The sequence below is a fragment of the Kitasatospora sp. NPDC056800 genome (assembly GCF_042789775.1).
Classification (GTDB): Bacteria; Actinomycetota; Actinomycetes; order Streptomycetales; family Streptomycetaceae; genus Kitasatospora.
Genome location: NZ_JBHUAL010000013.1, coordinates 57,867 through 79,136, shown reverse-complemented (window position 1 = coordinate 79,136; position 21,270 = coordinate 57,867). Strand labels below are relative to the sequence as shown.

Genomic DNA, 21,270 nt, shown 5'->3' with positions numbered 1-21,270 from the left:
GCCCCGCGGCGGGCCCGGCTCAGCTCCCGGCGCCGGCGCGGTGGCCGTGGCGGAAGAGCGGGGCGCGGGTGTCGAAGGGGACGTCCTCGCGGGCCGCGGCGACGGCGGCGTCCGAGGCGGGCAGGTCGAACGGCAGGGTCGCGGTCATCGGGGCGCGGCCGAGCGCGGCGTCCAGGACGACCTCGTCGGCGGCGCCGAACTCCCCGATCAGCAGGGCCGCGTGCGGGGCGAGCGGGGTCAGCACCGCGGGCCGCTCCAGCTGGGCCGCGAAGACCGTGGGGACGACGGCGGCCAGCGCGGCGAGCCGGTCGGCCTCGGCCGGCTCGAACTCCAGCGAGCCGCTGTGGAAGTGCCGCTCCAGCAGGCCCTCACGCCGCTCGTACGGGGTGGCGAGGCGGACGACGGCCAGGTCGGCCAGCGCCGGGTCATCGACGACGGTGCCGTACCGGGCGGCGACGGCCGGGTCGACGCCCTCGACGTACAGCCGGGTGGCGCTGCGCGGCTCGCCGGCCAGGTGGACCACGGAACGGCGCTGGACCTCGCGGCCGAGCGCCCGGCCCTCCGGGGCGCCGACCAGTTCGGCGGCGGCGTCCGGATCGACGTACGGGTCGTCGAAGAGGCCGAGGCGGAACTTGTCGCGCAGGATGCGGCGGACGGACTCGTCCATCCGGGCCTCGGTGACCGCGCCGGAGCGGAGGGCCGCCAGGATCAGCTCCGGGTCCGTCTCGCCGCCGAGCTGGTCGGCGCCCGCGTCCAGGGTGAGCGCGACCTGCTCGGCGACGGACAGCTCCTCGACGCCCCAGTGCCGCGGGGGCAGGGTGACCACGCCGGGGACGTCCATGCCGGTGATGGCGTTGAAGTCGGTGCAGACCACGCCGTCGAAGCCGTAACGACCGCGCAGCAGGCCGGTGATGACGTCCCGGTTGAAGTTGGCGCCGACCTCGGCGAGGCCGCTGCCGGAGGGGATCGCGTAGGCGGGCATGATCTGCGCGGTGCCCGCGGCGAAGGCCGCCTCGAAGGGCCGCAGGTGGGTCTCGAACTCGCCGCCGGGGTAGACCAGTCGGCGTCCGGCGGCGAAGTGCGAGTCCTCGCCGCCGGCCTGCGGGCCGCCGCCGGGGAAGTGCTTGGTCATGCAGGCGACGCTGTCCGGGCCGATCGGCCCGCCCTGGAGGCCCTCGATGTAGGCGGTGATCATCCGCGAGGCGCGCTCCGGGTCCTCCCCGAAGGTGCCGCTGATCCGGGCCCAGCGGGGCTCGGTGGCGAGGTCGGCCATCGGGTGGATGGCGACCCGGATGCCGACGGCGCACAGCTCGCGGCGGATCAGGTCGGCGTAGCGGCGCACCAGGTCGGGGTCGTCGGTGGCGGCGAGGCCGATCGGCTCGGGGCCGGTGCTGAAGCCGCCGCCGGTGTGGGCGGTGGCCGGGTTGGCGGTGAAGCCGTGCCGGGGGTCGGAGGAGAGGGTGACGGGGATGCCCAGCCGGGCGGCCGCGGCGAGGTCCTGGACGTGGTTGTTCCAGGCGGCCATCGCGCGCGGGTCGGGGACGGCCATCATGGCGAAGTGGGTGAGGCCGCGTTCGGTGATCAGGCGGGCGCCGGAGGGGAACGGGCCCTGGTCGCCGGGGAGCATCCGGCCGTGCAGCATCTGCGCGGCCTTCTCCTCCGGGGTCATCCGGGCCAGCAGGTCCTCGACCCGCTTCTCGACGGGCAGCCGCGGGTCCTCGTAGGGCTCCATGGTGCCGTTGTGGTTGAGGTCGCGGAAGGGCGTGCCGTCGGTGTGGCGCAGGACGGTCAGCATGCCGTCACCTCGGCGGTGTTCGACGCGGCGGCCTTGGCGCGGAAGGCCTCGATCGTCTCGGCGGTGACCCCGCAGGCGGCCAGGAAGCCGGCGGCGCCGCCGTGCCTGGCCCGGACCAGGTCGAGGAAGGCGCTCATCGCCCCGGCGGGGGCCTCCAGCAGCGGGGCGGGGACGACCAGCCGGCCGGCCTCGACCTCGTTGAGGGCGGCACGGTTGCGCTCGGCGAGCCCGGCCCAGATCCGCTGGATCGCCTCGTTGGTGCGGGCGTAGTCGGCGACGATCTCCTCGGCCGGCACCCCGAGCAGCTCCAGCAGCAGCGCGGTGAGCAGCCCGGTGCGGTCCTTGCCGGCGGCGCAGTGCACCAGCACCCCGCCGGGGCGGACGGTGGCCTCCACGGCGGCGGCGAGGGCCCGCGGCGCGGACTCGGCCATCAGCAGGTAGAAGACGCCGAGGTCCTCGGCGGTGGTCATGGTCCGCATGGCCCGCGCGAGTTCGTCGTTGGTCGGCTCGATCCGGGCGGCGACGACGGCGATGCCGGCGGCCTCGGCGGCGGCCCAGTCCTCGGGGCCGGTCTCGGCCTCGCCCCGGAGGTCGACGACGGTGGTGATGCCGTGCTCGCCCAGCTGGGCGACGACGGCCGCGTCGGCGGCGGGGAAGGGCTGGGCGGAGCGGAACAGGGCGCCGGGACGGATCCAGCGGCTCGCGGGGTCGGCGAGCGCTGCGGGGTCGCGGAAGTTGACCAGGGACATGCGGAGGCCTTTCGGGTCGTGCGGGGGGTGTGCAAAAGGGGAAGAGGGCGTGCGGTGCCGTCCGGGCGGCCTGCGGCGCGCCTGGGAAGGACGGGGTACGGGGTCGGGTCAGCCCGCGGTGGCGAGCACGTCCCGGTAGGCCCTGACCCAGTCGGTCAGGGTGCCGCTCTCCGAACCGATCAGGACGTGGCGCCGCACCATGCCGCCGAACATCGCGCCGAGCGCGGTCGGACGCAGGTCGGTGGCCGGGTCGACGTCGAGCCGCTCGGCGGCGATGGTGACGGTGCGTTCGGTGAAGGCGTCGATGACGACCAGGGCGTAGTTGTGCACGGAGTGCACGTCGAGCAGGCCCCGGCGCAGCCGGCGGCGCCGCTCGGTGTGCTCGACGGGCTCCTCCAGCCGTCCGCCGGTGACGGTCAGCGCGTGGTCGAGCGCGGCCCAGAGCGGGAGTTCGGCGGGGGCGGCGGCGAAGGCGTCGAGGACGACCTGGCCGAAGTCCCAGCCGAACAGCAGCGCCTCCTTGGCCGGGTAGTAGCGGAAGAAGGTGCGGTGGGCGACGTCGGCGCGGCGGCAGATCCGGTCCACGGTGGTGCGCTCGTAGCCCTGCTCCTCGAAGAGGTCGAGCGCCGCGCTGCGGATGCTGTCGCGGGTGCGCGCCTTCTTCCGGTCGCGCATGCCCTGCTCCGCCGCGGTGTCCGTCCCCTGCATCGTTCTTCCGCTCCCGTTCGGTGAGTTGAGTGTCGGTCGTGTCGGTGGGTGGGGCCGTCGAGGGGGCCGCCATGAGTACGGAACCACGTCCGGCCGGGCCCGTTCAAGGCGAGCGCCGACTCTTCCGGGTTTCGTCATCCGGAATTTGCACAACTGCCTTTTGGCAGTCCTGCCACTTCCGGAATGGTGTGTCGCGTCGGCGGCCGCACTCCCCCTGGCCGCCCCCACTCCCCCGAACCGAGGAACCATGAAGCGGCACTACCTCCTGGCATCGGCGGCCCTCGCCGCCGCCCTCACCCTCACCGCCTGCTCCGCCTCCGACGACGCGCTGTCCGGCACCGGCGGCGCCGCCGGGAACACCGGCGCGGCGGCCGACGGGCCGGCCGTGGACGGCGGCACGCTCAAGATCGGCCTGGACCGGCCGTTCGCCAAGCTCGACCCGGCCGACGGAACCCTGATCCAGATGCCGATGATGGTCCTCGCCAACGCCCTGTACGACCCGCTGATGGTCAACGGCGACAACGGCACCGTCCAGCCGTACCTCGCCAAGTCCTTCACCCCCGACGCGGACGCCACGGTCTGGACCCTCGACCTGCGCGAGGGCGTGACCTTCAGCGACGGCAAGCCGCTGGACGCCCAGGCCGTCGCCGACCACGTCGCCCGGCTCGCCAAGCCGGAGAGCAAGTGCGCCTGCGCCCTCGACGCGGCCGCCATCGCCACCACCGCCGTCACCGGCCCCACCACCGTCGCCTTCACCCTCAAGGCCCCCGACGCCGCCTTCCCCAACCTGTTCACCCGCTCCCTCGGGTACGTCTCCGAGGCGCCGTCCGGCGACTCCCCCGCCGTCGGCTCCGGCCCGTACACCGTGGAGAGCGTGCAGCCCGGAGTCTCCGTCACCCTCGCCCGCAACCCCGCCTACTGGGGCACCAAGGGCCACGCCGACAAGCTCGTCTACCGGGTGCTGTCCGACGCCGACAGCCGCTACCAGTCGCTGCGCTCCGGCGACACCGACCTGATCTGGACCGAGACGCCCGGCCAGCTCAAGCAGGCCGCCGCCGACGGGCTGCGCACCGCCACCGGGCCCGGCTCCACCAGCACCGTCGTCTTCAACACCAAGGCCGCGCCCTTCGACGACGTCCGGGTCCGCCGGGCCGTGCAGTACGCCATCGACCGCGAGGCCCTGGAGAAGGTCGTCTTCCTCGGCCAGGGCACCGTCTCCGACGGCCCGATCGGCTCCCGCTCCCCGTACCGCACCGCCGGCGCGTACCCGGCCCACGACACGGCCAGGGCCCGCGCCCTGCTCGCCGAGGCCGGCCACCCCGACCTCGCCTTCGACTACCTCGTCGACAGCCGCCCCGAGGCCCAGCAGCGCGCCACCGTGCTCCAGCAGATGCTCGGCGAGGCCGGGATCAGGATGACCATCAAGCCGATGGACAACGCGAGCCTGGGCACCGCGATGCTCCAGCGCAAGTTCCAGGTGCTGGACTTCATCACCAGCATGTTCGGCGACACCGACACCGCGCTCGGCAGCCTCTACCTGCCGAACTCGCCGTACAACTTCATGGGTTGGACCGACCCGGAGGCCGCCAAGGCGATCGCCGAGGGCCGTGCCTCGACCGACCCCGCCAAGCGCTCGGCCGCCTACGGCCAGGCCGCCCGGCGGGTCGTCGACGAGGCGCCGATGGCCTTCCTCACCGAGAACACCGTCGGCTTCCTCTCCACCGCCAAGGTCGGCGGCCTGCCCGACCTCTCCAAGCGCACCGTCCTCAACGTCTCCCCCGCCACCCTGTGGGTGAAGCGATGACCCCCGGCACCCGGACCGCCCTGCGGTACGGCGGACGGGTCGGCCGCGCCGCGGCCGTCCTGCTGCTGGTCACCGTCGCCGCCCTCGCCCTGCCCCACCTGATGCCCGGCTCGCCCGCCGTCGCCGCCCTCGGACCCACCGCCACCCCCGAGCAGATCTCCGCCTACGAGGCCGGGCTCGGCCTGGACCGCAACCTGTTCGCCGCCACCTGGCAGTGGATCGGCGACGCCCTGCACGGCGACCTCGGCCACTCGCTGTCCACCGGAGCCGCCGTCACCACCGAACTCGCCGACCGCATCCCCGTCACCCTCGAACTCTTCCTCGCCGCCCAGCTGGTGGCGCTCTGCCTGGCCGTGCCCGTCGCCCTGCTCTCCGCCTGGCGTCCCGGCGGCACCTTCGACAGGATCGCCACCGCCGGCACCTTCGGCTGGCTCGCCGTCCCCGGCTTCGCCCTCGGCCTGCTGCTGATCTGGATCGCCGCCGTTCAGCTGCGCGTCCTGCCCGCCACCGGCTGGACCCCGTTTACCGAGGACCCGGCCGAGAACCTCCGCCACCTGGTGCTGCCCGCGCTCACCCTCGGCCTCACCGAGGCCGCCGTGTTCACCCGCACCCTGCGCGGACAACTGCTCGACACCCTCGACCAGCCGTACATCGCCGCCGCCCGCAGCCGCGGCATGGGCACCACCCGGCTGCTGCTGCGCCGCGCCCTGCGGCCGTCCAGCCTGCCGCTGGTGACGCTGATCGGGATCGGCATCGGGACCTCGCTCGGCGGGTCGGTGCTGGTCGAGTCGCTGTTCGCGGTGCCCGGCGTCGGCAGCCTGGCCTCCGCCGCCATCGCCGGCCGGGACTTCCCGGTCGTCCAGGCCGTGGTGGTGGTCAGCGCCCTCGGCGTGGTCGCGGCCACCTTCGCGGTCGACCTGCTGTACCGCACGATCGACCCGAGGATCGCCCATGAGCACCGTTGAGCCCACCGTCGTCACCGTTCTCCAGGCCCGCACCGCCCGGCGACGGCCCCCGGCCGGTGTGCTCGCCGCCGCGGCCTGGCTGGCCCTGGTCGCCCTCGCCGCCCTGCTGCTTCCCCTGCTGCCCGGCTTCGACCCGCTGCACGGCGACTTCGCCCACCCCTCCGCCGCCCCCGGCCCCGGCCACTGGCTGGGCACCGACGCCGCCGGACGGGACGTCCTGCAACGCACCGTCGCCGGCGCCCGCGCCTCGTTCACCGTCGCCGCCCTGACCATCCTGGTCGGCCTGCTCGGCGGCGGCGCGCTCGGCCTCGCCGCCGGCTGGTTCCGCGGCCCGGTCGACAAGGCGATCGGCTTCGCGACCGACCTGCTGATGTCCGTGCCCAGCCTGATCCTGGTGATGATCACGGTCTCGCTGCGCGGCCCGAGCCTCACCGTGATCGGCACCCTGATCGGGCTGTTCACCGTCCCGCACTTCACCCGGGTGGTGCGCGCCGTCGTGCTCTCGCTCGGCGAGCGCGGCTTCGTCCAGGCCGCCCGCATGATCGGCACCGCCCCGCTGCGGATCCTGCGCCGCGAGATCGTCCCGCACGTCGTGCCGGTCGCCCTCACCTTCGCCTTCACCGCCACCACTGTCGCCATCGTCGCCGAGGGCTCGCTCAGCTTCCTCGGCTTCGGGCTGCGCCCGCCGGAGCCCTCCTGGGGCGGCATCATCGCCGAGGGCCGCACCGCGCTCGGCAGCGCGCCGTGGATCTCGCTGGCGCCCGCGGCGGTGCTCTGCCTGACCGTCCTCGCCCTCAACTACCTCGGGGAGCAGCTGCGTTCGGGCGCTCCCGCCGCCGCGAAGCCCACCGCCACGAAGCCCACTACCCCGAAGCCCACCGCCCCGAAGCGCCCCACCACGAAGGGAGTGCGCGGATGACCTCCGCCCCCGTCCTCGACGTCCGCTCGCTGGACACCGTCCTGCACACCCCCGACGGCCGCGCCCTGCACGTCCTGCACGGCGTCGGCCTGAGCATCGCGGCCGGCGAGTGCCTCGGCGTGGTCGGCGAGTCCGGCTCCGGCAAGTCCGTGCTCGCCCGCACCGTCCTCGGCGTCGAGTCCCGCACCACCCGGGCCGTCGCCACCGGCGAGATCCGGCTGAACGGCGAGGACCTGCTCGCCGCCACCCCCGCCCGCCGCGCCGAACTGCTCGGCACCGGCATCGCCATGGTCCACCAGGACCCGATGACCTCGCTCAACCCGGTGGTCCGGATCGCCGACCAGGTCACCGAGTCGATCACCAACCGGCGCCGCCTCTCCCGGCGCGAACGGCTGCGCACCGCCGCCGAACTGCTCGCCGCCGTCGACGTCCCCGACCCCGCCCGGCGGGCCCGCGCCCACCCGCACGAGCTCTCCGGCGGCCTTCGCCAGCGCGTCGGCATCGCCGCCGCCCTGGCCGGCGAACCCGCGCTGCTGCTCGCCGACGAACCCACCACCGCCCTCGACGTCACCGTCCAGCGCACCGTCCTCGACCTGCTCGACCAGCACCGGGTCGAACGGGGCCTGGCCACCCTGCTGATCACCCACGACATCGGCCTGCTGTACGGGCGGGCCCGGCGCATCGCCGTCATGTACGGCGGCCGGATCGTCGAGACCGGCCCCACCGAGGCCGTCACCCGCACCCCTCGGCACCCCTACACCGCGGCCCTGCTGCGCTCCGTCCCCCGGGTCACCGGGCCGCTGCGCCGCACCCTGCCCGCCATCCCCGGCTCGCCGCCCGACCTCACCCGGCCCACCCCCGGCTGCCCCTTCGCCCCGCGCTGCGAACGGGCGACGGAGCTCTGCACCACGACCGCGCCGCCCACCCACGCCTCGGCGGACGGCCACACCGCCGACTGCCACTTCCCGCTCACCGAAGCCGACATACCCTCGCCCGACGAACTGGAGCCCGCGGCATGACCACCTCCCCCGAAGCCGTGGGCCCCGACGCCGCCACACCGGGACAGCCCGTCCTGGAGGCCACCGGCCTGAGCGTCGTCCACCGCACCCGCTCCGGCCCGCTGCACGCCGTCAGCGGCGTCGACCTGGCCCTGTACCCGCGCCGCACCCTCGCCCTGGTCGGCGAGTCCGGCTCCGGCAAGAGCAGCATCGCCAAGGCCCTGCTGCGGCTGCCCCCGCCCACCACCGGCACCGTCACCCTCGACGGCACCGACCTCGCCGCGCTCTCCCCGCGCGCCCTGCGGGCCGTCCGGCCCCGCCTCCAGATGGTCTTCCAGGACCCGCTCTCCTCCCTCAACCCGCGCCGCCGGGTCCGCGACCTCGTCGCCGAGCCCCTCGACGCCCACCCCGATCCGGCCCGCGACCGCGACCGCGAGGAGACCGTCACCCGGCAGCTGGAGGCCGTCGGCCTGCCGCCCGCCCTGTTCGGCGACCGCCGGCCCCACCAGCTCTCCGGCGGACAGGCCCAACGGGTCGCCATCGCCCGGGCGTTGGCCGCCGGGCCGCGCGTCCTGATCGCCGACGAGGCGGTCTCCGCGCTCGACGTCTCGGCCCAGGCCACCGTGCTCAACCTGCTGCGCGGGCTCACCGAGGAGCGCGGACTGGCCGGCCTGTTCATCTCCCACGACCTCGGCGTGGTCCGGGCCGTGAGCGACGAGGTGGCCGTGCTCCAGCTCGGCCGCGTCTGCGAGCGCGGCCCCACCGAGGCCGTCCTCGCCGCCCCGGCCCACCCCTACACCGCCGCCCTGCTCGCCGCCGTCCCCGAACCCGGCCGCCCGCTGCGCGACACCGGCCTGCTCCCCGCCGACCCGCCCTCCCCGCTCGCCCCGCCCAGCGGCTGCCGCTTCCGCACCCGCTGCCCCCTGGCCGACTCCCGCTGCGCCACCGAGGAGCCCCGCCACCGGGAAGTGGCACCCGGCCGCACGGTGGCCTGCCACCGCCCGCTGGTCGGCGCCGCCCGGGCCTGACCTCCGTGGTCAGTACAGCTAGCGCAGGACGGACTCCAGGAAGTCGCTGCCGATCCGGGCCACGACCGACAGGTCGAGCTGGTGGAGGACGTAGCGGCCCCGGCGGCGGGTGGTGAGCAGCCCGGCCTTGCGCAGGACGGCGAGGTGGCGGGAGACCTCCGGTGCGGTGATGTCCTGTGAGTCGGCCAGCTCGCTCGTCGAGTACGCCCCGCGCGCGAGGTGGCGGCACAGGTTCATCCGCATCGGGTGGGTCAGCGCCTCCAGGCGCAGCTTCACCGTCTCCACCGACTCGGCGCCGCCGACCTCGTGGGCGGCGGCCGGGTACTGGATCACGGGCTGCCAGCCCGGCGCGTACAGGGCGAAGAAGTGCGGCCAGCCGAAGACGGTCGGCAGCAGGGTGACGCCCGTGCTGCCGGCCTCGGTGCGGCCGTGCACCAGTTTGTCGACGACGATGCGGGTGCCGTGCCCGTCCTCCTCCAGGCTCAGTACGGAGGAGGTCGCCGCGAGCGCCTCCGCCAGGCCCTTGCGGCGCAGCAGGTCGGTCTTGTGCCGGGCGTCGGCGGCGAGCTGGACCTGGACGCGGCGCCAGGCGTCGGCGAAGAACGCCCGGTCGCAGTCCTCCAGGAGGCGCCGGATCCAGGCGCGGGTGCCGGTGGGGTCGGCGAGCGTCCGTTCGACGAAGGCCGCCTGGCGCGGGCCGCGCGCGGCGGCGAGGTCGAGCGCGCGGCGCCGCGACCGGCCGTCGGTCAGCGGCGAGGGCATGCCCTGCGAGTAGCGGCTGCTGTTGCAGGAGATCTCCAGGGCCGAGCCGACGAAGGTCTCGTCGTCCAGCTGGTCGAGGTCGTCCAGTTCCTCGGCGAGCGTCTCCCGGGGCCGGGGCGGCATCAGGAAGTCGGAGCGGGTCGAGCGCCACATGAAGTCGGCCTCGACGAGCCGGTCGGCGAGCTCCGGTTCGAGAGTGGCGGAGGTCGCCGTCGTCCAGGCGTGCAGGCGTGGGTGGTGAGCGGGCTCGGCCAGCGCGTGCAGGGCGTTGCCGAGTTCGGCCAGCGGCGAGGGGCAGAAGATGATCCGCTCGTGCGGCAGTCCGGTGATGTCAATGGTCACGCTCACCCCACCATGGTGCCGGATCGGGCGGCGGCGCCGTCCCGTCGTTTGACCAGTACCGTCAATCGGCGGGACGGGAGGGGCGCGCCGGGCGCAGGGTGAGGGCATGAACGCACTGCAGCAGCACCTCCTCGACAGCCACCGGGCCACCCAGCGCGGCGAACCAGCCCCGCCCCTGCCCGGCACCCACGACCTCGCCGTCCTGCGGGCGGTCGTCGGCCGCATCCGCGCGGCCCTCGGACTCCGGCGGGCCTAGCGAGGCGTACGCGCGGTTCTACGAGCACCTCGGCTTGCCGATGCCTTGGACACGGGTCCGAGGTCGAATCCGCCCGTCATCACAGGATGGCGGGCGGATTCGTGTCGCTCCTGCGCTTTTCGTACGCAGGCGCGCGGTGTCACCGCCCGACGAAGCCGAGGGGCACCGAATTGCTGGTGTTCGAAGAATTGACCTTGTCCTTCGTCTTGGCGTCCGAGAGGGCGATCGTCCCCTCACTCGTATTCAGACCGTCGGGGCATACCGAGTCTGCCGCCCTGCCGACGTCCACCCCATTCGCGGGCACGGTCAGGCTGTGCTTGCTGTCTTCGTCCGTGAACACTGCCCAGCGCACCAGGCCGAGGTCACTGCCCTCCAGATGAACCGGTCCGCCCGCCTCGACCTGGGTCGGGTAAACGGTGGTAATGTGCATGCCCATCCTGTCTCGCCTCCTCTTCTCTCACGTGTGCCGTCGGTCGGAATTAGCCCCGGTGGAGCAAGACCTGAATCCAATCTAAAAGCCCAACGACGGTCGGGCAACCCCGTTCGGTCGGGAAACACGGTTTCACGGAGATGCATCAACAACATCACCACCAAGATGATTCGCTGACGAATCATTGATAAAATGACCCTGCCGGGACGTGGGCACAGCACTCCCCCTTGCGCACGGCCCGGGAGAAACCCGCTCCGGCGGGACACGCGATGCCGCTACGGATTCTCGAAGACGATGTCCAGACTGTTGCTCGTGTTGCCCGGCGCGATCTCGTTCTGCGTATCGGCGGTGGAGAGCCAGACCTTTCCGCGCCCGTTGGCCAGCCCCGGCGGGCGCCTCGACGTCGCCAGGTAGCCGACATCGCCGCCCTTGGCATCCGTGATGACCGTCCTGCCGTCTTCGTCCGCGAATACCGCCCAGCGCACCAGGCCGAGATTGCTGCCCTCGAAAGTGACCGGCCCCCATTCCTCCACATCAGGGGGGTCGACCCTGTCGATGCGGGGAACGAGGCGCTTGACGTGAACGGTCACGTCTCCGGACCCGTAGGTCTCCGGTGGGCAGTCCGGCGGGCTCGTGATGGCCAGCCGAACCTTGGGATCGCCGGAGGAGAGCCCGCTGCCGACGCGGACGGCGACATCGAGGTCGATCCGGTCCCCGCTGTCGTAGACGTCGAGGTGGGCGCCCGCGCACCTCAGGGTGGAATTCCCCGGCGACCGCTCGCCCCGGAAGGTCCCCGGCCGGCCTCCGTTCCGGCTGAACCCCACGACGTCCTCCTCGAACGTCAGCCCCGGATCGGCGGTGAGGACGAGGTCCGCTCCCGCGACCCCCTCCCGCGCGTCGACCACCCGGAACGCGGCGGTGACCACGGAACCCGGGTCGGCCGGGACGTCCTCGGCCGTCACGTCCAGCCGGCCGCCGCCGCCTCCGGTCTCCACACCGCTCACCATCCCAGCACGGTCACCCAGACCTCCCCGGCCGACGGATAGCCGTTGACCTGGGGATCGAATGCCCATTCACACGTCACCAGGACCCCACCCTTCTGGGCGTCCTCCAGGCTGGCCTCCGCCTTCACATGGATCCTTCCGATATTCTGGAACTGGGCATCGGTGTAGTGCCCGGAGTAGCCGGACACGAAGGCGACCGCCCTGTTGACGCACTGCTCGAACGAGAACTGCTGCGTCAGGGTCCTGACGGATGCGTCGCCGGACCGCGGAAACTCGAAATGGCACTGCTCGACCTGGATGATCGGCGCCACACTCACTCCGGCCACTGTCTTCCCTTCCCGTTTCCCGCTACATCCCACCCGTCTCGGCGATGACCAGGATCCGCGCCGAGGCCTGGAAGTTGTAGTCGGGGCCAGCGTCCCGCGGACGCAGCAGGAATGTCACCTGGACCGCGGCGGTATTACCGGTCAGCTTCCCCACGGAGCAATCGACGTGCTCCTTGCCGTAGGGGGCTTCACCGGGATTGTAGGGCCCCCTCAGGAATTCAAGGGAGAACGCCTGGATAGCGGCTTCGGCATTCTTCACGGGGTGACTGAAGGTGGCAGTACCATGCCATATCAATGGCTCCGTGCTGCGGCCGTGCTCATATGGGACGGCATCGACGACCGTGAATTCTATTCCCATGATCTGATCTCCGGACTCGCCCTGCGGATCCTGACCGCCGGCCGGTCAGTCCGTCACGGCCGGCTTGCCCCCGTTCGAGGTGTCCGTCGCCTCCTTCGCCCTCGTCCCGCTTTCGGCGCCGCCGGGGCCCGGAGCGAGGGTCCGGCCCGGCCGGCCAACGGTTCGCACACTTCCCAGCGCACACCATCCCGTCCACGATCGCAACCCGGTGCGGCACGACTACCCGGAGCGACCGGCCCGCGGGCTCACGCCCCGAGGAACTCCGGACCGAAGTGCCGTGTCCGGTCCGATCGTGGGCCGACAGGTGACCGCCCACCACCCCGGGCGGGCTGCCCGGGTCAAGGCACCGGGCCTTTGCGGTGGTGTTCGGCGGCCGGGGTTACCCGCACGGCGGAGTGCGGGCATGCGTGCGGAGCGGCCGTGACCGAGTCGGCCGTGAAGCCCCCGGGTGAGAGCGCCCCCGGCGCCGTCACCCGGACGACGGAAGGAAGAGTCCTCCGATGACCACGGACACCACGACGGCCGACGCGCCCGCCGACGACGTCGCCACCCGACGGGAGGAGGCCCGCGCCCGGCTCCTCGACCAACTCCTGGGCCACGACGGACAAGCAGCGCTGAATCCGGACGGCCTCCGGGTCGCCGACCCCACCTTCACCGGCCACGGCTGTCCGCTACGCCTGGACCTGGGCGACGGCACCCGCCCCGCGGAGCCGCACACCCCGGTCGCGTTCCGGGACACGGTGGTGGAGACCGGCACCTACACGTGGCTGTTCCCCGCGCTGGACGGGTACGTGCCCGGCGACGATCTGATCGAGGAACTCGGCGCGCCCGGCGGCCAGATGGACCTCAACCCCCCGCTCCCGTTCGACAAGCGGCAGTGCGCCGAACTCGGCGAGAAGATCGACGACAAGTACCTGGCGAAGCCGCCGAAGCCGTCGACGGCCCCGGCCGAGGCCGGCATCCCGGCGGGCTACACCTACCTCGGCCAGTTCCTCGACCACAACATCACCTTCCAGGCCGACGTGACCTTCGACAGCAACACCATCGGGGACACGACGAACTTCCGCAGCGCCAGGGTCGACCTCTCCCACGTCTACGGACTCGGTCCCAAGACCCAGTCGTTCGCGTTCTACGACAACCTCGACGTCGGAAAGTTCTGGATCGACCCGAACCGCGACTACGACGTGCCCCGCAACCCCCAGGGCGTCCCGGTCATCGCCGACCCGCGCAACGACAACACCATCATCTCGATCCAGATCCACCACGCCTTCATGCTGTTCCACAACGCCGTGGTCGACATGCTGAAGGGCTCGGTCCCGGACGTCGCCCTCTTCGACACGGCCAAGCAACAGGTCGTCTGGCACTACCAGTGGATGATCCTCAACGACTGGCTTCCCAGGATCGTGAAGGACTCGGTGTACGCGAAGGTCAAGGCGGTGGCCGAGAACAAGGAAGCCCCCTTCCTCCTCTTCAACCCCCCGCAGGACAAGCCGGTCGCACTGCCCCTCGAATTCACCACCGCCGCCTACCGGCTGCACTCGCTGCCGGTCGAGGAGTACCGCCTCAACAACACCACGACCGGCCACCTCTTCAACTTCCGCAGACCGTTCTCACCGCTGCGCACCGAACAGGTCATCGACTGGCACCAGTTCTTCGTGATCCCGGGGGCCACGCAGCAACCCCAGTACGCGAAGAGGTTCGACAGGAAGATCATCCACGCCTTCCTCCAGATGCCGCCGCCCATCGACAGCCCCCTGACGTGGCTGGAGGACTCCACGGAGAAGGAAGGGCTCCCGGACGGAAACCCGTACCAGGGCCAGCTCTACTCGCCGCTGCTCTCCATCGCCATTCGGAACCTGCGCCGCGCGAACTCCTTCGTCCGCAAGGACGGCACCAAGGGGCTGCCCTCCGGGGAGGACCTCGCCAAGGAGGTGTACGCGAAGTACAGCTCAGGCCACGATCCTTACACGCCGAAGGACTTCGGGCTGCAGGACTTCGACCACGTACCGCCCTGGTACTACGTCCTGGGCGAGGGCGCGCTCGAGGAGAAGTCGGACGTGGGCAGCCTCAAACTCGGCACCCTGGGCAGCGCCATCGTCGGCGAGGTGATCGCCGCACTGATCAAGGCCGACCCGGGCTCGTACCTCAGCCACAACAGCAGGAACTCGGCGAACCCGTGGAAGCCGACGTTCGGCAAGGACCCCGGCACGTTCTACATGGCGGACCTCGTGCGCATCGCCGGACTCGTGTGACGACAGGCCCCCGGGCCCGGCCGCCGGGAAGGTCCTCACGTCGACGGTGCTCGTGGTCGGCTGCGAGGAACGGGTCGGAGCTCTTGATGAAGATCAGGTCCACCGTCCCGGCGGGTGAGGCGTCAGCCCGTGGACGGGGGGTTCCCGCCCGCGGTGACCACGCCCGTCTCATAGGCGATGACGACCAGCTGGGCCCGGTCGTGGGCGTCGAGCTTGGCCAGCAGCCGCCGGACGTGGGTCTTGACGGTCGCGATGCTCAGCCCCAGATGGTCGGCGATCCCGCGGTTGGGCAGTCCCCGGGCCACCAGTCGGAGGACTTCCCGTTCCCGTGGGGTCAGGCCCGCCAGCTCCCGGGCGAGCCGCGGGCGCGGCTCGTGGCGTCCGGCGAACTCGCGGATCAGACGGCGGGTGACGGCGGGCGCGAGCAGGGCGTCGCCGGCGGCGACCACCCGCAGGGCCGCCAGCAGGTCGGCGGGGAGGATGTCCTTCAGGAGGAATCCGCTGGCTCCGCCGCGGAGTGCCGCGTACACGTACTCGTCCAGGTCGAAGGTGGTGAGGACCAGCACGCGGGTGCCGACGGCGTCCGGGTCCGCGCAGATGCGCCGGGTGGCCTCCAGACCGTCCATACCGGGCATCCGGATGTCCATCAGCACGACGTCGGGCCGCAGCCGCAGGGCGAGTTCGACGGCCTGCTCCCCGTCGGCGGCCTCGCCCGCGACGGCGAGGTCCGGCACGCTCTCGATGAGCAGGCGGAAGCCCGTCCGCAACAGCGCCTGGTCGTCGGCGATGAGAACCCGGACCGGCGGGTTCACCGTGCCGCCTCCGATCCGCAGGGCAGCCGCGCGTGCACCCGGAACCCGCCCGTCTCCAGGGGGCCGGCGGAGAAGGTCCCGCCGCACATGGCCGCCCGCTCCCGCATCCCGACGAGTCCGTGCCCGCCGCCGAGACGCCGGAACGGGAACCGGGACGGGAGCTGAGACGGGAGCCGGGCCGGCGCGTCGTTGACGACCTCGATCTCGACCGCCTCGGGATCCACCCGGGACAGGCTCACCCGGCAGTCCGCCGACCCCGCGTGCCTGACGACGTTGGTGAGGGCCTCCTGGACGATCCGGTAGACCGCCAGTTCCACCCCCGGGGGGAGCGGTGGATCCGGGTCGACGGACAGCTCCACGCGCGGGCCCGCGCCGGCCGCGAGCGCGGGCAGGTCCGCCAGACCGGGGGCGGCCCCGAGCTCGGCTCCGTCACCGGGTGAGCGCAGCACGCTGAGCATGCGGCGCATCTCGGTGAGCGCCGTCCGGCCCGCCGTCCCGACCAGGGCGAGGGTCCGCTCGGTCTCCTCCGGGTTGGTGGAGGCCACCGCGCGGGCCACCTCGGCCCGGACCGTGATGACGGTCAGATGGTGGGCCACCACGTCGTGGAGCTCGCGGGCGATCCGCAGGCGCTCGTCCGTCACGGCCTGCCGGGCGGCGAGTGCCGCGTACGAGCGCTGTTCCCTCAGCGCGGTGCCCACCAGCCAGGGCAGGGCCATCATCAGGGACGCGAAGACGACGCCCCCCGCGACCTCGGAGGCCGGGACCGGTCGCGGCCCGAGGGCCATGGCCGCCGCGACGGCGCCCAGCGAGCAGCCGAGCGCCGTCGCGGACGGGCGCCGCGGTTCCCGCGCCGCCACCGTGTACAGGGCGGTCCCGACCGGGACCCAGGACGCCTCCCATCCGGTGGACACCACGGCGAGGACCGCTCCGGCCAGGACCGTGTACAGAACCCGGACGGGCCACCTGCGCCGTACCGCGACCGGCAGCCAGACCACCGCCGCCACGACCCCCGCGCCCCAGCCACCGCTCAGCGTCTCGCTCACGCCGAACGCCAGGGCGAGGAGCACGGCCGCGACCGTGTCCACGCCCTGCCACTGTCCGTCCCGCAGACGTCCGGCCACCAGCGGCCGTGACTCACCGTCACCCATGCCGGCCACGCTATCCAAGCGGGGCCCAGGGCCCGTCAGCCCGGAGGACGTCATCTCACGGGCTGAGTCATCCGCACGACCGATGCCCGTCGTACCCTCCTGGGCTGACACCGGGTTCCTCCCCGGGGGCGAAGCCGCCCGGCTCGTCGGCCGGAACAGTGGAACGCATGAACCGGAGAACACTGCTGTCCTCGGGCGCCGCACTGGCCGCCGCCCTGATCCCGGGTCCGCTCGCGCCGGCGGCCGTCGCGCGACCGGGGCAGGAGGAACCCGTGCGGTTCCAGCTGCCCGCCCCGAACGGCCCGTACCCGCTGGGCACGGTCGCGCTGCACCTGGCCGACACCACGCGGCCGGACCCCTGGGTGCCCTCCCGCCCCTGCCGTGAGCTGATGATCAGCGTCTGGTACCCCGCCCGCGGCCGCGCGGACCGCCCCACCGTTCCCTGGATGCCTCCGGCGGCGGCCGACCGGTACCTGGGCATCCTCGGCCTGCCTCCCGGCCGGGTACGGCTGGGAGCCACCCACGGCCACGAGGGCGCTCCCGTCGGCGGCCCACCCGGCCCCCTGCCCGTCGTGCTCTACTCCCCCGGCGCCGACGCGTCACGGTCGTTCGGCACCGGCGTCGTGGAGGACCTCGCCAGCCACGGCTTCGTGGTGGTCACCGTCGACCACACCTACGACGCGGCGGCGGTCGCCTTCCCCGGCGGACGCGTCGAGACGAACCCGACGGGCGGGATCAGCGACTACGCCAAGGCCCTCGCGGTCCGTACCGACGACATCCGCTTCGTCCTGGACCGGCTCGCCGTCCTCCGCGCGGGTGGCCACCCCGGCGTCTGCCGCACCCCGCTGCCCACCGGCCTGCGCGGGGCGCTCGACCCGCGGCGCGTCGGGATGCTCGGCCACTCCCTGGGCGGCGCCACCACCGCCGCGACGATGCTCACCGACGGGCGGATCACGGCGGGCATGAGCCTGGACGGGGGCGCGGCGGGCCCGGTGGTGGACGCCGGGCTCGACCGTCCGTTCCTGGTCGTGGACACCCCCGGCAAGGGCGGCATGGAGAACAACCCCGCCCTGCGCGCGTTCTGGTCGCACCTGCGCGGCTGGCGCCTGCACCTGACCGTACGGGGAGCCGCGCACCAGTCGTTCGGCGACGACGTGCTGATCCTGCCGCTGATCGCCCCTCTCCTGGGCAGGTCGGCGTCCGATCTGGAGGAAGACGTCGGGACGATTCCCGGGCACCGGGCGCAGGCGTTCCAACGCGCCTACCCGCGAGCCTTCTTCGACCTCCACCTCCGCGACCAGGGGCGGCTGCTCGACGGCCCTTCCCCCGACTTCCCCGAGGTCGACTACGCCCGGTGAACGCTTTGGCGCCGGCCTCGCACGGGGATCACGACCCGGGGAATCCCGCGGGGCGGAGAGGCGGGCCGGGGTCAGTCCTTGTGCCGGAAGGACGCCTTCCCGGCGGCTTCGGCGTCGGGGCGAGGACGGTCGGGGGCAGGTCCTGGGCGAGCTGGACCAGCGCAGTGGTGCGACCCGGCCTCACGGGGATGTGGTGGGCGGCGAGGCGGCGGCTGAGCGCGGAGGCGGAGATGTGGCTACGCCTCCGCACCGGAACGCCCCTCTGCGGCGCCGCTCCTGTTGACGGAGTGGTGTCACAGAGGGGCGGAGGGTGGGCTTGGTCAGGCCCTGCACATGACCAGGGCGCGACTCTGGCCGATGTGGGAGCGGGTCGTCCAGGAGTTGGCGTTCTGCGGGTCGGGGGCGTCCAGCTCGATCTCGTCGTCGATGGCGCCGAAACCGTCGAGGCCCAGACGGCTGTCCCGTCCGCCGCCTGCGATCTGTGTGCCCTGGGGGCAAGTGGCGCGGGCCACCTGGCCCTTCTGGGACCAGTCGGAGGCGACGACGGTGGGAACGGGCGCGCCCTGGGCGCACATGGCGTAGGCGCGGGTCTGGCCGCTCTTGGCCTGGACCATCCAGGTGTTGGCGCTGTCGGGGGCGGGCCCGTTGGCCTCGACGCCGTCGCTGAGCGCGCCGGTGAAGTTGGTTCCGATGCGGGCGTCCTGGCCGCCGCCGACCAGCCCGTAGCCACTGGGGCAGGTGGCCTTGGCGATCCACCCGGCCTGGGACCAGTCGGAGGCGACGATGGTCAGCGCGGGGGCTCCGGCGGCACACAGCGCCATCGCGCGTGCCTGGCCCTTCTTGGCCTGCGCGGACCAGGTGTCGGAGACGGTCGCGTCGGGGGCGTTGAGTTCGATGTCGTCGTTGACGTCCCCGTTGATCAGTGTCTCCAGCCGGGTGTCCCGGCCGCCGCCGATCAGACGCTGGCCCGCCGGGCAGGTGGCCTTGGCGATCCATCCGGCCTGGGACCAGTCGGAGGCGACGACGGTGGGCACGGGCGCGCCCTGGGCACACACGGCGAAGGCGCGGGCCTGGCCCCTGCTGGCCTGGACCATCCAGGTGTTGACGCTGTCGGGGGCGGGCCCGTTGGCCTCGACGCTGTCGACGACCGTCTTGAAGGTCGCGTTGGCGTAGAGGTTGGCGTCCTGCCCGCCGCCGACCAGGCCGTAGCCGCTGGGACAGGTGGCCTTGGCGATCCACCCGTCCTGCGACCAGGCGGAGGCCACGATCTTCACTGCCGGGGCGGGCCCGTCCACCGCCCCGGCGGACGGCCCTGCCGCTAACACCGCGCCGGCTGCCAGCACCCCTGCGAGGGCGAGGCGGATCCCGTGCATCATTCGAGCCCCTTCACGTGCCGCTGAAAACGACGCCCTCCCAAGCCGGGGGGCTCGTCGAGTGTGCGGTGCGGAACCCCGCCCACTAGATCACGGCACATTCAAACCACCTGTTCGGATGAATGCCGGTCACCGTCACCAGACAGCGCCCCCTCGCCGAGGGCCGCGAGCCGATGCGGCCCCTGCTGAGGCCTCCGGTCCTCGGGGGTCGAGACTGGTGAGCTCGCATGTTGATGTGTCGCGTCCACGGTGACCCCGTCGGGGCGGGGTGATGCGCCGGAGGCCGGGAACGGCCGCGACGTACAATCGCGGCCAACGCGAAGCGCCGGGCCGGGATTCCGGCACCGGCGTGAGGGAGGGGACAGGATGTTCGGTTCGGAGAAGAAGCTCAACGACATGGCGGCGCGGCTCAGGCCCGACCTGAGTCGGGAAGCGCTCGGCGTCGGGCCGGACTTCCCGGGCATCGCCCCGAACCCGGTCCTGAGCAGGGACGCACGGAAGCGCAATGCGGAGCTGCGCACGGGGGCGCTCGCGCTCGGCGTTCTCGTCGACTGGCGGGAGGTCAGCAGCGGCGGCAGCCCACGCGTGGCCCTGATGCTCGACGTGGAGACCGCCGACGGCATCTCGTTCCGCGGCATCGCGGACGAGAACCTCACGATCACCGAGATCACCCGACTCGCCCCGGGGCAGACGTTTCCCGTGCGCTACCGGCCGGCCGTCATGGACCACTACGTCGCCCTCGCCCGGGACGCGGACCCCGCCCACGTACAGCGGCTCGCCGACGAGATCGCGAGCCGCAAGCGGACCTGACCCGAAGCCAGTCGAGTGCGAACCGGCTCCGGGGCGGAGCGCCAGCGGCGCCTTCCACCCGTTGCGGCCTCCGCGTACGATCGGCGGTCATGGTTGACCTCTATCCTCCGACCGAGCCGTACGACACCGGGTTCCTGGATACCGGAGACGGCAACCGCCTCTACTACGAGCAGCTCGGCAACCCGGACGGCAAGCCCGCCCTGAACGTCCACGGCGGCCCGGGTGCGGGGGCACCGCAGCGGCCGACCCGGGCCTGGGACCCGGAGCGCTACCGGGTGATCCGCTTCGACCAGCGCAACTGCGGCCGCAGCACCCCGCACGCCAGCGACCCGGCGGCGGACATGAGCCTGAACACGACGCGGCACCTGATCGACGACATGGAGCGGCTGCGCGAACACCTCGGCGTGGAGCGGTGGTTTCTGAACGGCGCCTCCTGGGGGTCGACCCTCGTCCTGGCCTACGCACAGCGGCATCCAGGGCGGGTCACCGAGATCGTCATCCCGGCCGTGACGACGGCCCGGCGGGCCGAGATCGACTGGCTCTACCGGGGTGCCGGGCGGTTCCACCCGGAGGCGTGGGACCGGTTCCGCGACGGCGTCCCGGAAGACGAGCGGGACGGCGACCTGTTGGCGGCGTACGCGCGGCTGATGGAGAACCCCGACCGCGCCGTCCGGGAGAAGGCCGCCGCCGACTGGCTCGCCTGGGAGGACGCGGTCGTCTCCAACGAGCCCAACGGTTCGCCCGGCATGTACAGCGACCGCGAGGTGGACGAACGGATCGCCTTCGTCCGGATCTGCGCCCACTTCTTCAGCCACGGCGCCTGGCTGGAGGAGGACCAACTGCTGCGCGACGCCCACCTGTTGGCCGGGATCCCGGGTGTGCTCGTCCACGGCCGGCACGACATGGGCTGCCCGGTGCAGACGGCCTGGGAGCTCGCGAAGGCGTGGCCGGGGGCACGGCTCCACATCATCGAGGACTCCGGGCACGCCGGCAGCGAGGCGATGGGGCAGGCGACCCGGAGCGCCATCGAGGAGTTCAAGAACCGCTGACCCCCAGGCCTCGGAGGCGACCTC

Annotated in this window: 21 protein-coding genes; 10 read left to right on the top strand and 11 right to left on the bottom strand. The window is 72.9% G+C overall.

Going from position 1 to position 21,270, the window contains the following annotated elements; translation table 11 throughout:
• Positions 1-19: 19 nt before the first annotated feature.
• The 3 genes from ACFRQN_RS05010 to ACFRQN_RS05000 form a co-directional block, all read right to left on the bottom strand.
• A complete protein-coding gene (locus ACFRQN_RS05010; protein WP_380738324.1) occupies positions 20-1,795 on the bottom strand; it encodes a glycoside hydrolase family 3 protein in 1,776 nt (591 codons plus the stop codon).
• Positions 1,789-2,544: a tyrosine-protein phosphatase gene (locus tag ACFRQN_RS05005; RefSeq protein ID WP_380738322.1), complete on the bottom strand. Its 756-nt coding sequence runs from the start codon at positions 2,542-2,544 to the stop codon at positions 1,789-1,791. Before ACFRQN_RS05005 ends, ACFRQN_RS05010 begins: the two co-directional genes overlap by 7 nt.
• Positions 2,545-2,652: 108 nt before the next feature.
• Positions 2,653-3,252 carry a TetR family transcriptional regulator gene (locus tag ACFRQN_RS05000; protein ID WP_380738320.1) on the bottom strand — a complete coding sequence of 200 codons (600 nt, stop codon included), beginning with the start codon at positions 3,250-3,252 and terminating at the stop codon, positions 2,653-2,655.
• Positions 3,253-3,499: 247 nt separating this feature from the next.
• On the opposite strand from ACFRQN_RS05000, the gene ACFRQN_RS04995 reads away from it, so the two are divergent.
• Genes ACFRQN_RS04995 through ACFRQN_RS04975 form a run of 5 tightly spaced genes read left to right on the top strand, consistent with a single transcriptional unit; the run spans position 3,500 to position 8,966 of the window.
• Positions 3,500-5,056, top strand: a complete 1,557-nt coding sequence (locus ACFRQN_RS04995) for an ABC transporter substrate-binding protein (RefSeq protein ID WP_380738318.1) — start codon at positions 3,500-3,502, stop codon at positions 5,054-5,056.
• Complete coding sequence (locus ACFRQN_RS04990) at positions 5,053-6,021, top strand: ABC transporter permease (RefSeq protein WP_074002736.1); 969 nt, start codon at positions 5,053-5,055, stop codon at positions 6,019-6,021. The genes ACFRQN_RS04995 and ACFRQN_RS04990 overlap by 4 nt, the downstream gene beginning before the upstream one ends.
• Positions 6,008-6,940 carry an ABC transporter permease gene (locus tag ACFRQN_RS04985; protein WP_380738316.1) on the top strand — a complete coding sequence of 311 codons (933 nt, stop codon included), beginning with the start codon at positions 6,008-6,010 and terminating at the stop codon, positions 6,938-6,940. Before ACFRQN_RS04990 ends, ACFRQN_RS04985 begins: the two co-directional genes overlap by 14 nt.
• The gene (locus tag ACFRQN_RS04980; protein ID WP_380738313.1) at positions 6,937-7,959 is read left to right on the top strand and encodes an ABC transporter ATP-binding protein; all 1,023 of its coding nucleotides are present in this window, start codon (positions 6,937-6,939) and stop codon (positions 7,957-7,959) included. The genes ACFRQN_RS04985 and ACFRQN_RS04980 overlap by 4 nt, the downstream gene beginning before the upstream one ends.
• Positions 7,956-8,966, top strand: coding sequence for an ABC transporter ATP-binding protein (locus tag ACFRQN_RS04975; protein ID WP_380738309.1), 1,011 nt, complete (start codon positions 7,956-7,958; stop codon positions 8,964-8,966). Before ACFRQN_RS04980 ends, ACFRQN_RS04975 begins: the two co-directional genes overlap by 4 nt.
• 18 nt (positions 8,967-8,984) lie before the next feature.
• Here ACFRQN_RS04975 and ACFRQN_RS04970 read toward each other — a convergent pair whose 3' ends face one another.
• Complete coding sequence (locus tag ACFRQN_RS04970; RefSeq protein WP_049649569.1) at positions 8,985-10,070, bottom strand: DUF5937 family protein; 1,086 nt, start codon at positions 10,068-10,070, stop codon at positions 8,985-8,987.
• Positions 10,071-10,176: 106 nt separating this feature from the next.
• On the opposite strand from ACFRQN_RS04970, the gene ACFRQN_RS04965 reads away from it, so the two are divergent.
• Positions 10,177-10,326: a hypothetical protein gene (locus tag ACFRQN_RS04965; RefSeq protein WP_198959359.1), complete on the top strand. Its 150-nt coding sequence runs from the start codon at positions 10,177-10,179 to the stop codon at positions 10,324-10,326.
• A 139-nt stretch (positions 10,327-10,465) separates the two neighbouring features.
• On the opposite strand, the gene ACFRQN_RS04960 is transcribed toward ACFRQN_RS04965, so the two are convergent.
• The 4 genes from ACFRQN_RS04960 to ACFRQN_RS04945 all read right to left on the bottom strand — a co-directional run bounded on the left by ACFRQN_RS04960 (position 10,466) and on the right by ACFRQN_RS04945 (position 12,345).
• Positions 10,466-10,762, bottom strand: a complete 297-nt coding sequence (locus ACFRQN_RS04960) for a hypothetical protein (RefSeq protein WP_074002741.1) — start codon at positions 10,760-10,762, stop codon at positions 10,466-10,468.
• A gap of 269 nt (positions 10,763-11,031) precedes the next feature.
• Positions 11,032-11,763 carry a hypothetical protein gene (locus tag ACFRQN_RS04955; RefSeq protein WP_380738307.1) on the bottom strand — a complete coding sequence of 244 codons (732 nt, stop codon included), beginning with the start codon at positions 11,761-11,763 and terminating at the stop codon, positions 11,032-11,034.
• Positions 11,757-12,071: a hypothetical protein gene (locus ACFRQN_RS04950; RefSeq protein WP_380738304.1), complete on the bottom strand. Its 315-nt coding sequence runs from the start codon at positions 12,069-12,071 to the stop codon at positions 11,757-11,759. Before ACFRQN_RS04950 ends, ACFRQN_RS04955 begins: the two co-directional genes overlap by 7 nt.
• Positions 12,072-12,108: 37 nt before the next feature.
• Complete coding sequence (locus ACFRQN_RS04945) at positions 12,109-12,345, bottom strand: hypothetical protein (RefSeq protein ID WP_143204547.1); 237 nt, start codon at positions 12,343-12,345, stop codon at positions 12,109-12,111.
• Positions 12,346-12,944: 599 nt separating this feature from the next.
• Here ACFRQN_RS04945 and ACFRQN_RS04940 point away from each other — a divergent pair.
• Positions 12,945-14,696 carry a peroxidase family protein gene (locus ACFRQN_RS04940; protein WP_380738302.1) on the top strand — a complete coding sequence of 584 codons (1,752 nt, stop codon included), beginning with the start codon at positions 12,945-12,947 and terminating at the stop codon, positions 14,694-14,696.
• A 122-nt stretch (positions 14,697-14,818) separates the two neighbouring features.
• On the opposite strand, the gene ACFRQN_RS04935 is transcribed toward ACFRQN_RS04940, so the two are convergent.
• A complete protein-coding gene (locus ACFRQN_RS04935; protein WP_380738300.1) occupies positions 14,819-15,508 on the bottom strand; it encodes a response regulator in 690 nt (229 codons plus the stop codon).
• Positions 15,505-16,656 (bottom strand): histidine kinase, encoded by a 1,152-nt coding sequence (locus ACFRQN_RS04930; RefSeq protein WP_380738298.1) that lies wholly within the window; start codon positions 16,654-16,656, stop codon positions 15,505-15,507. The genes ACFRQN_RS04935 and ACFRQN_RS04930 overlap by 4 nt, the downstream gene beginning before the upstream one ends.
• Before the next feature lie 167 nt (positions 16,657-16,823).
• On the opposite strand from ACFRQN_RS04930, the gene ACFRQN_RS04925 reads away from it, so the two are divergent.
• A complete protein-coding gene (locus ACFRQN_RS04925; RefSeq protein WP_380738296.1) occupies positions 16,824-18,014 on the top strand; it encodes an alpha/beta hydrolase family protein in 1,191 nt (396 codons plus the stop codon).
• A gap of 320 nt (positions 18,015-18,334) precedes the next feature.
• Here ACFRQN_RS04925 and ACFRQN_RS04920 read toward each other — a convergent pair whose 3' ends face one another.
• Positions 18,335-19,279 (bottom strand): hypothetical protein, encoded by a 945-nt coding sequence (locus tag ACFRQN_RS04920; protein WP_380738294.1) that lies wholly within the window; start codon positions 19,277-19,279, stop codon positions 18,335-18,337.
• Between the two features lie 474 nt (positions 19,280-19,753).
• On the opposite strand from ACFRQN_RS04920, the gene ACFRQN_RS04915 reads away from it, so the two are divergent.
• Positions 19,754-20,197: a hypothetical protein gene (locus tag ACFRQN_RS04915; RefSeq protein ID WP_380738292.1), complete on the top strand. Its 444-nt coding sequence runs from the start codon at positions 19,754-19,756 to the stop codon at positions 20,195-20,197.
• A gap of 89 nt (positions 20,198-20,286) precedes the next feature.
• On the top strand, positions 20,287-21,246 hold the full coding sequence (gene pip / locus ACFRQN_RS04910) for a prolyl aminopeptidase (protein ID WP_380738290.1): 960 nt from the start codon (positions 20,287-20,289) through the stop codon (positions 21,244-21,246).
• The last annotated feature ends 24 nt before the right edge of the window (positions 21,247-21,270 follow it).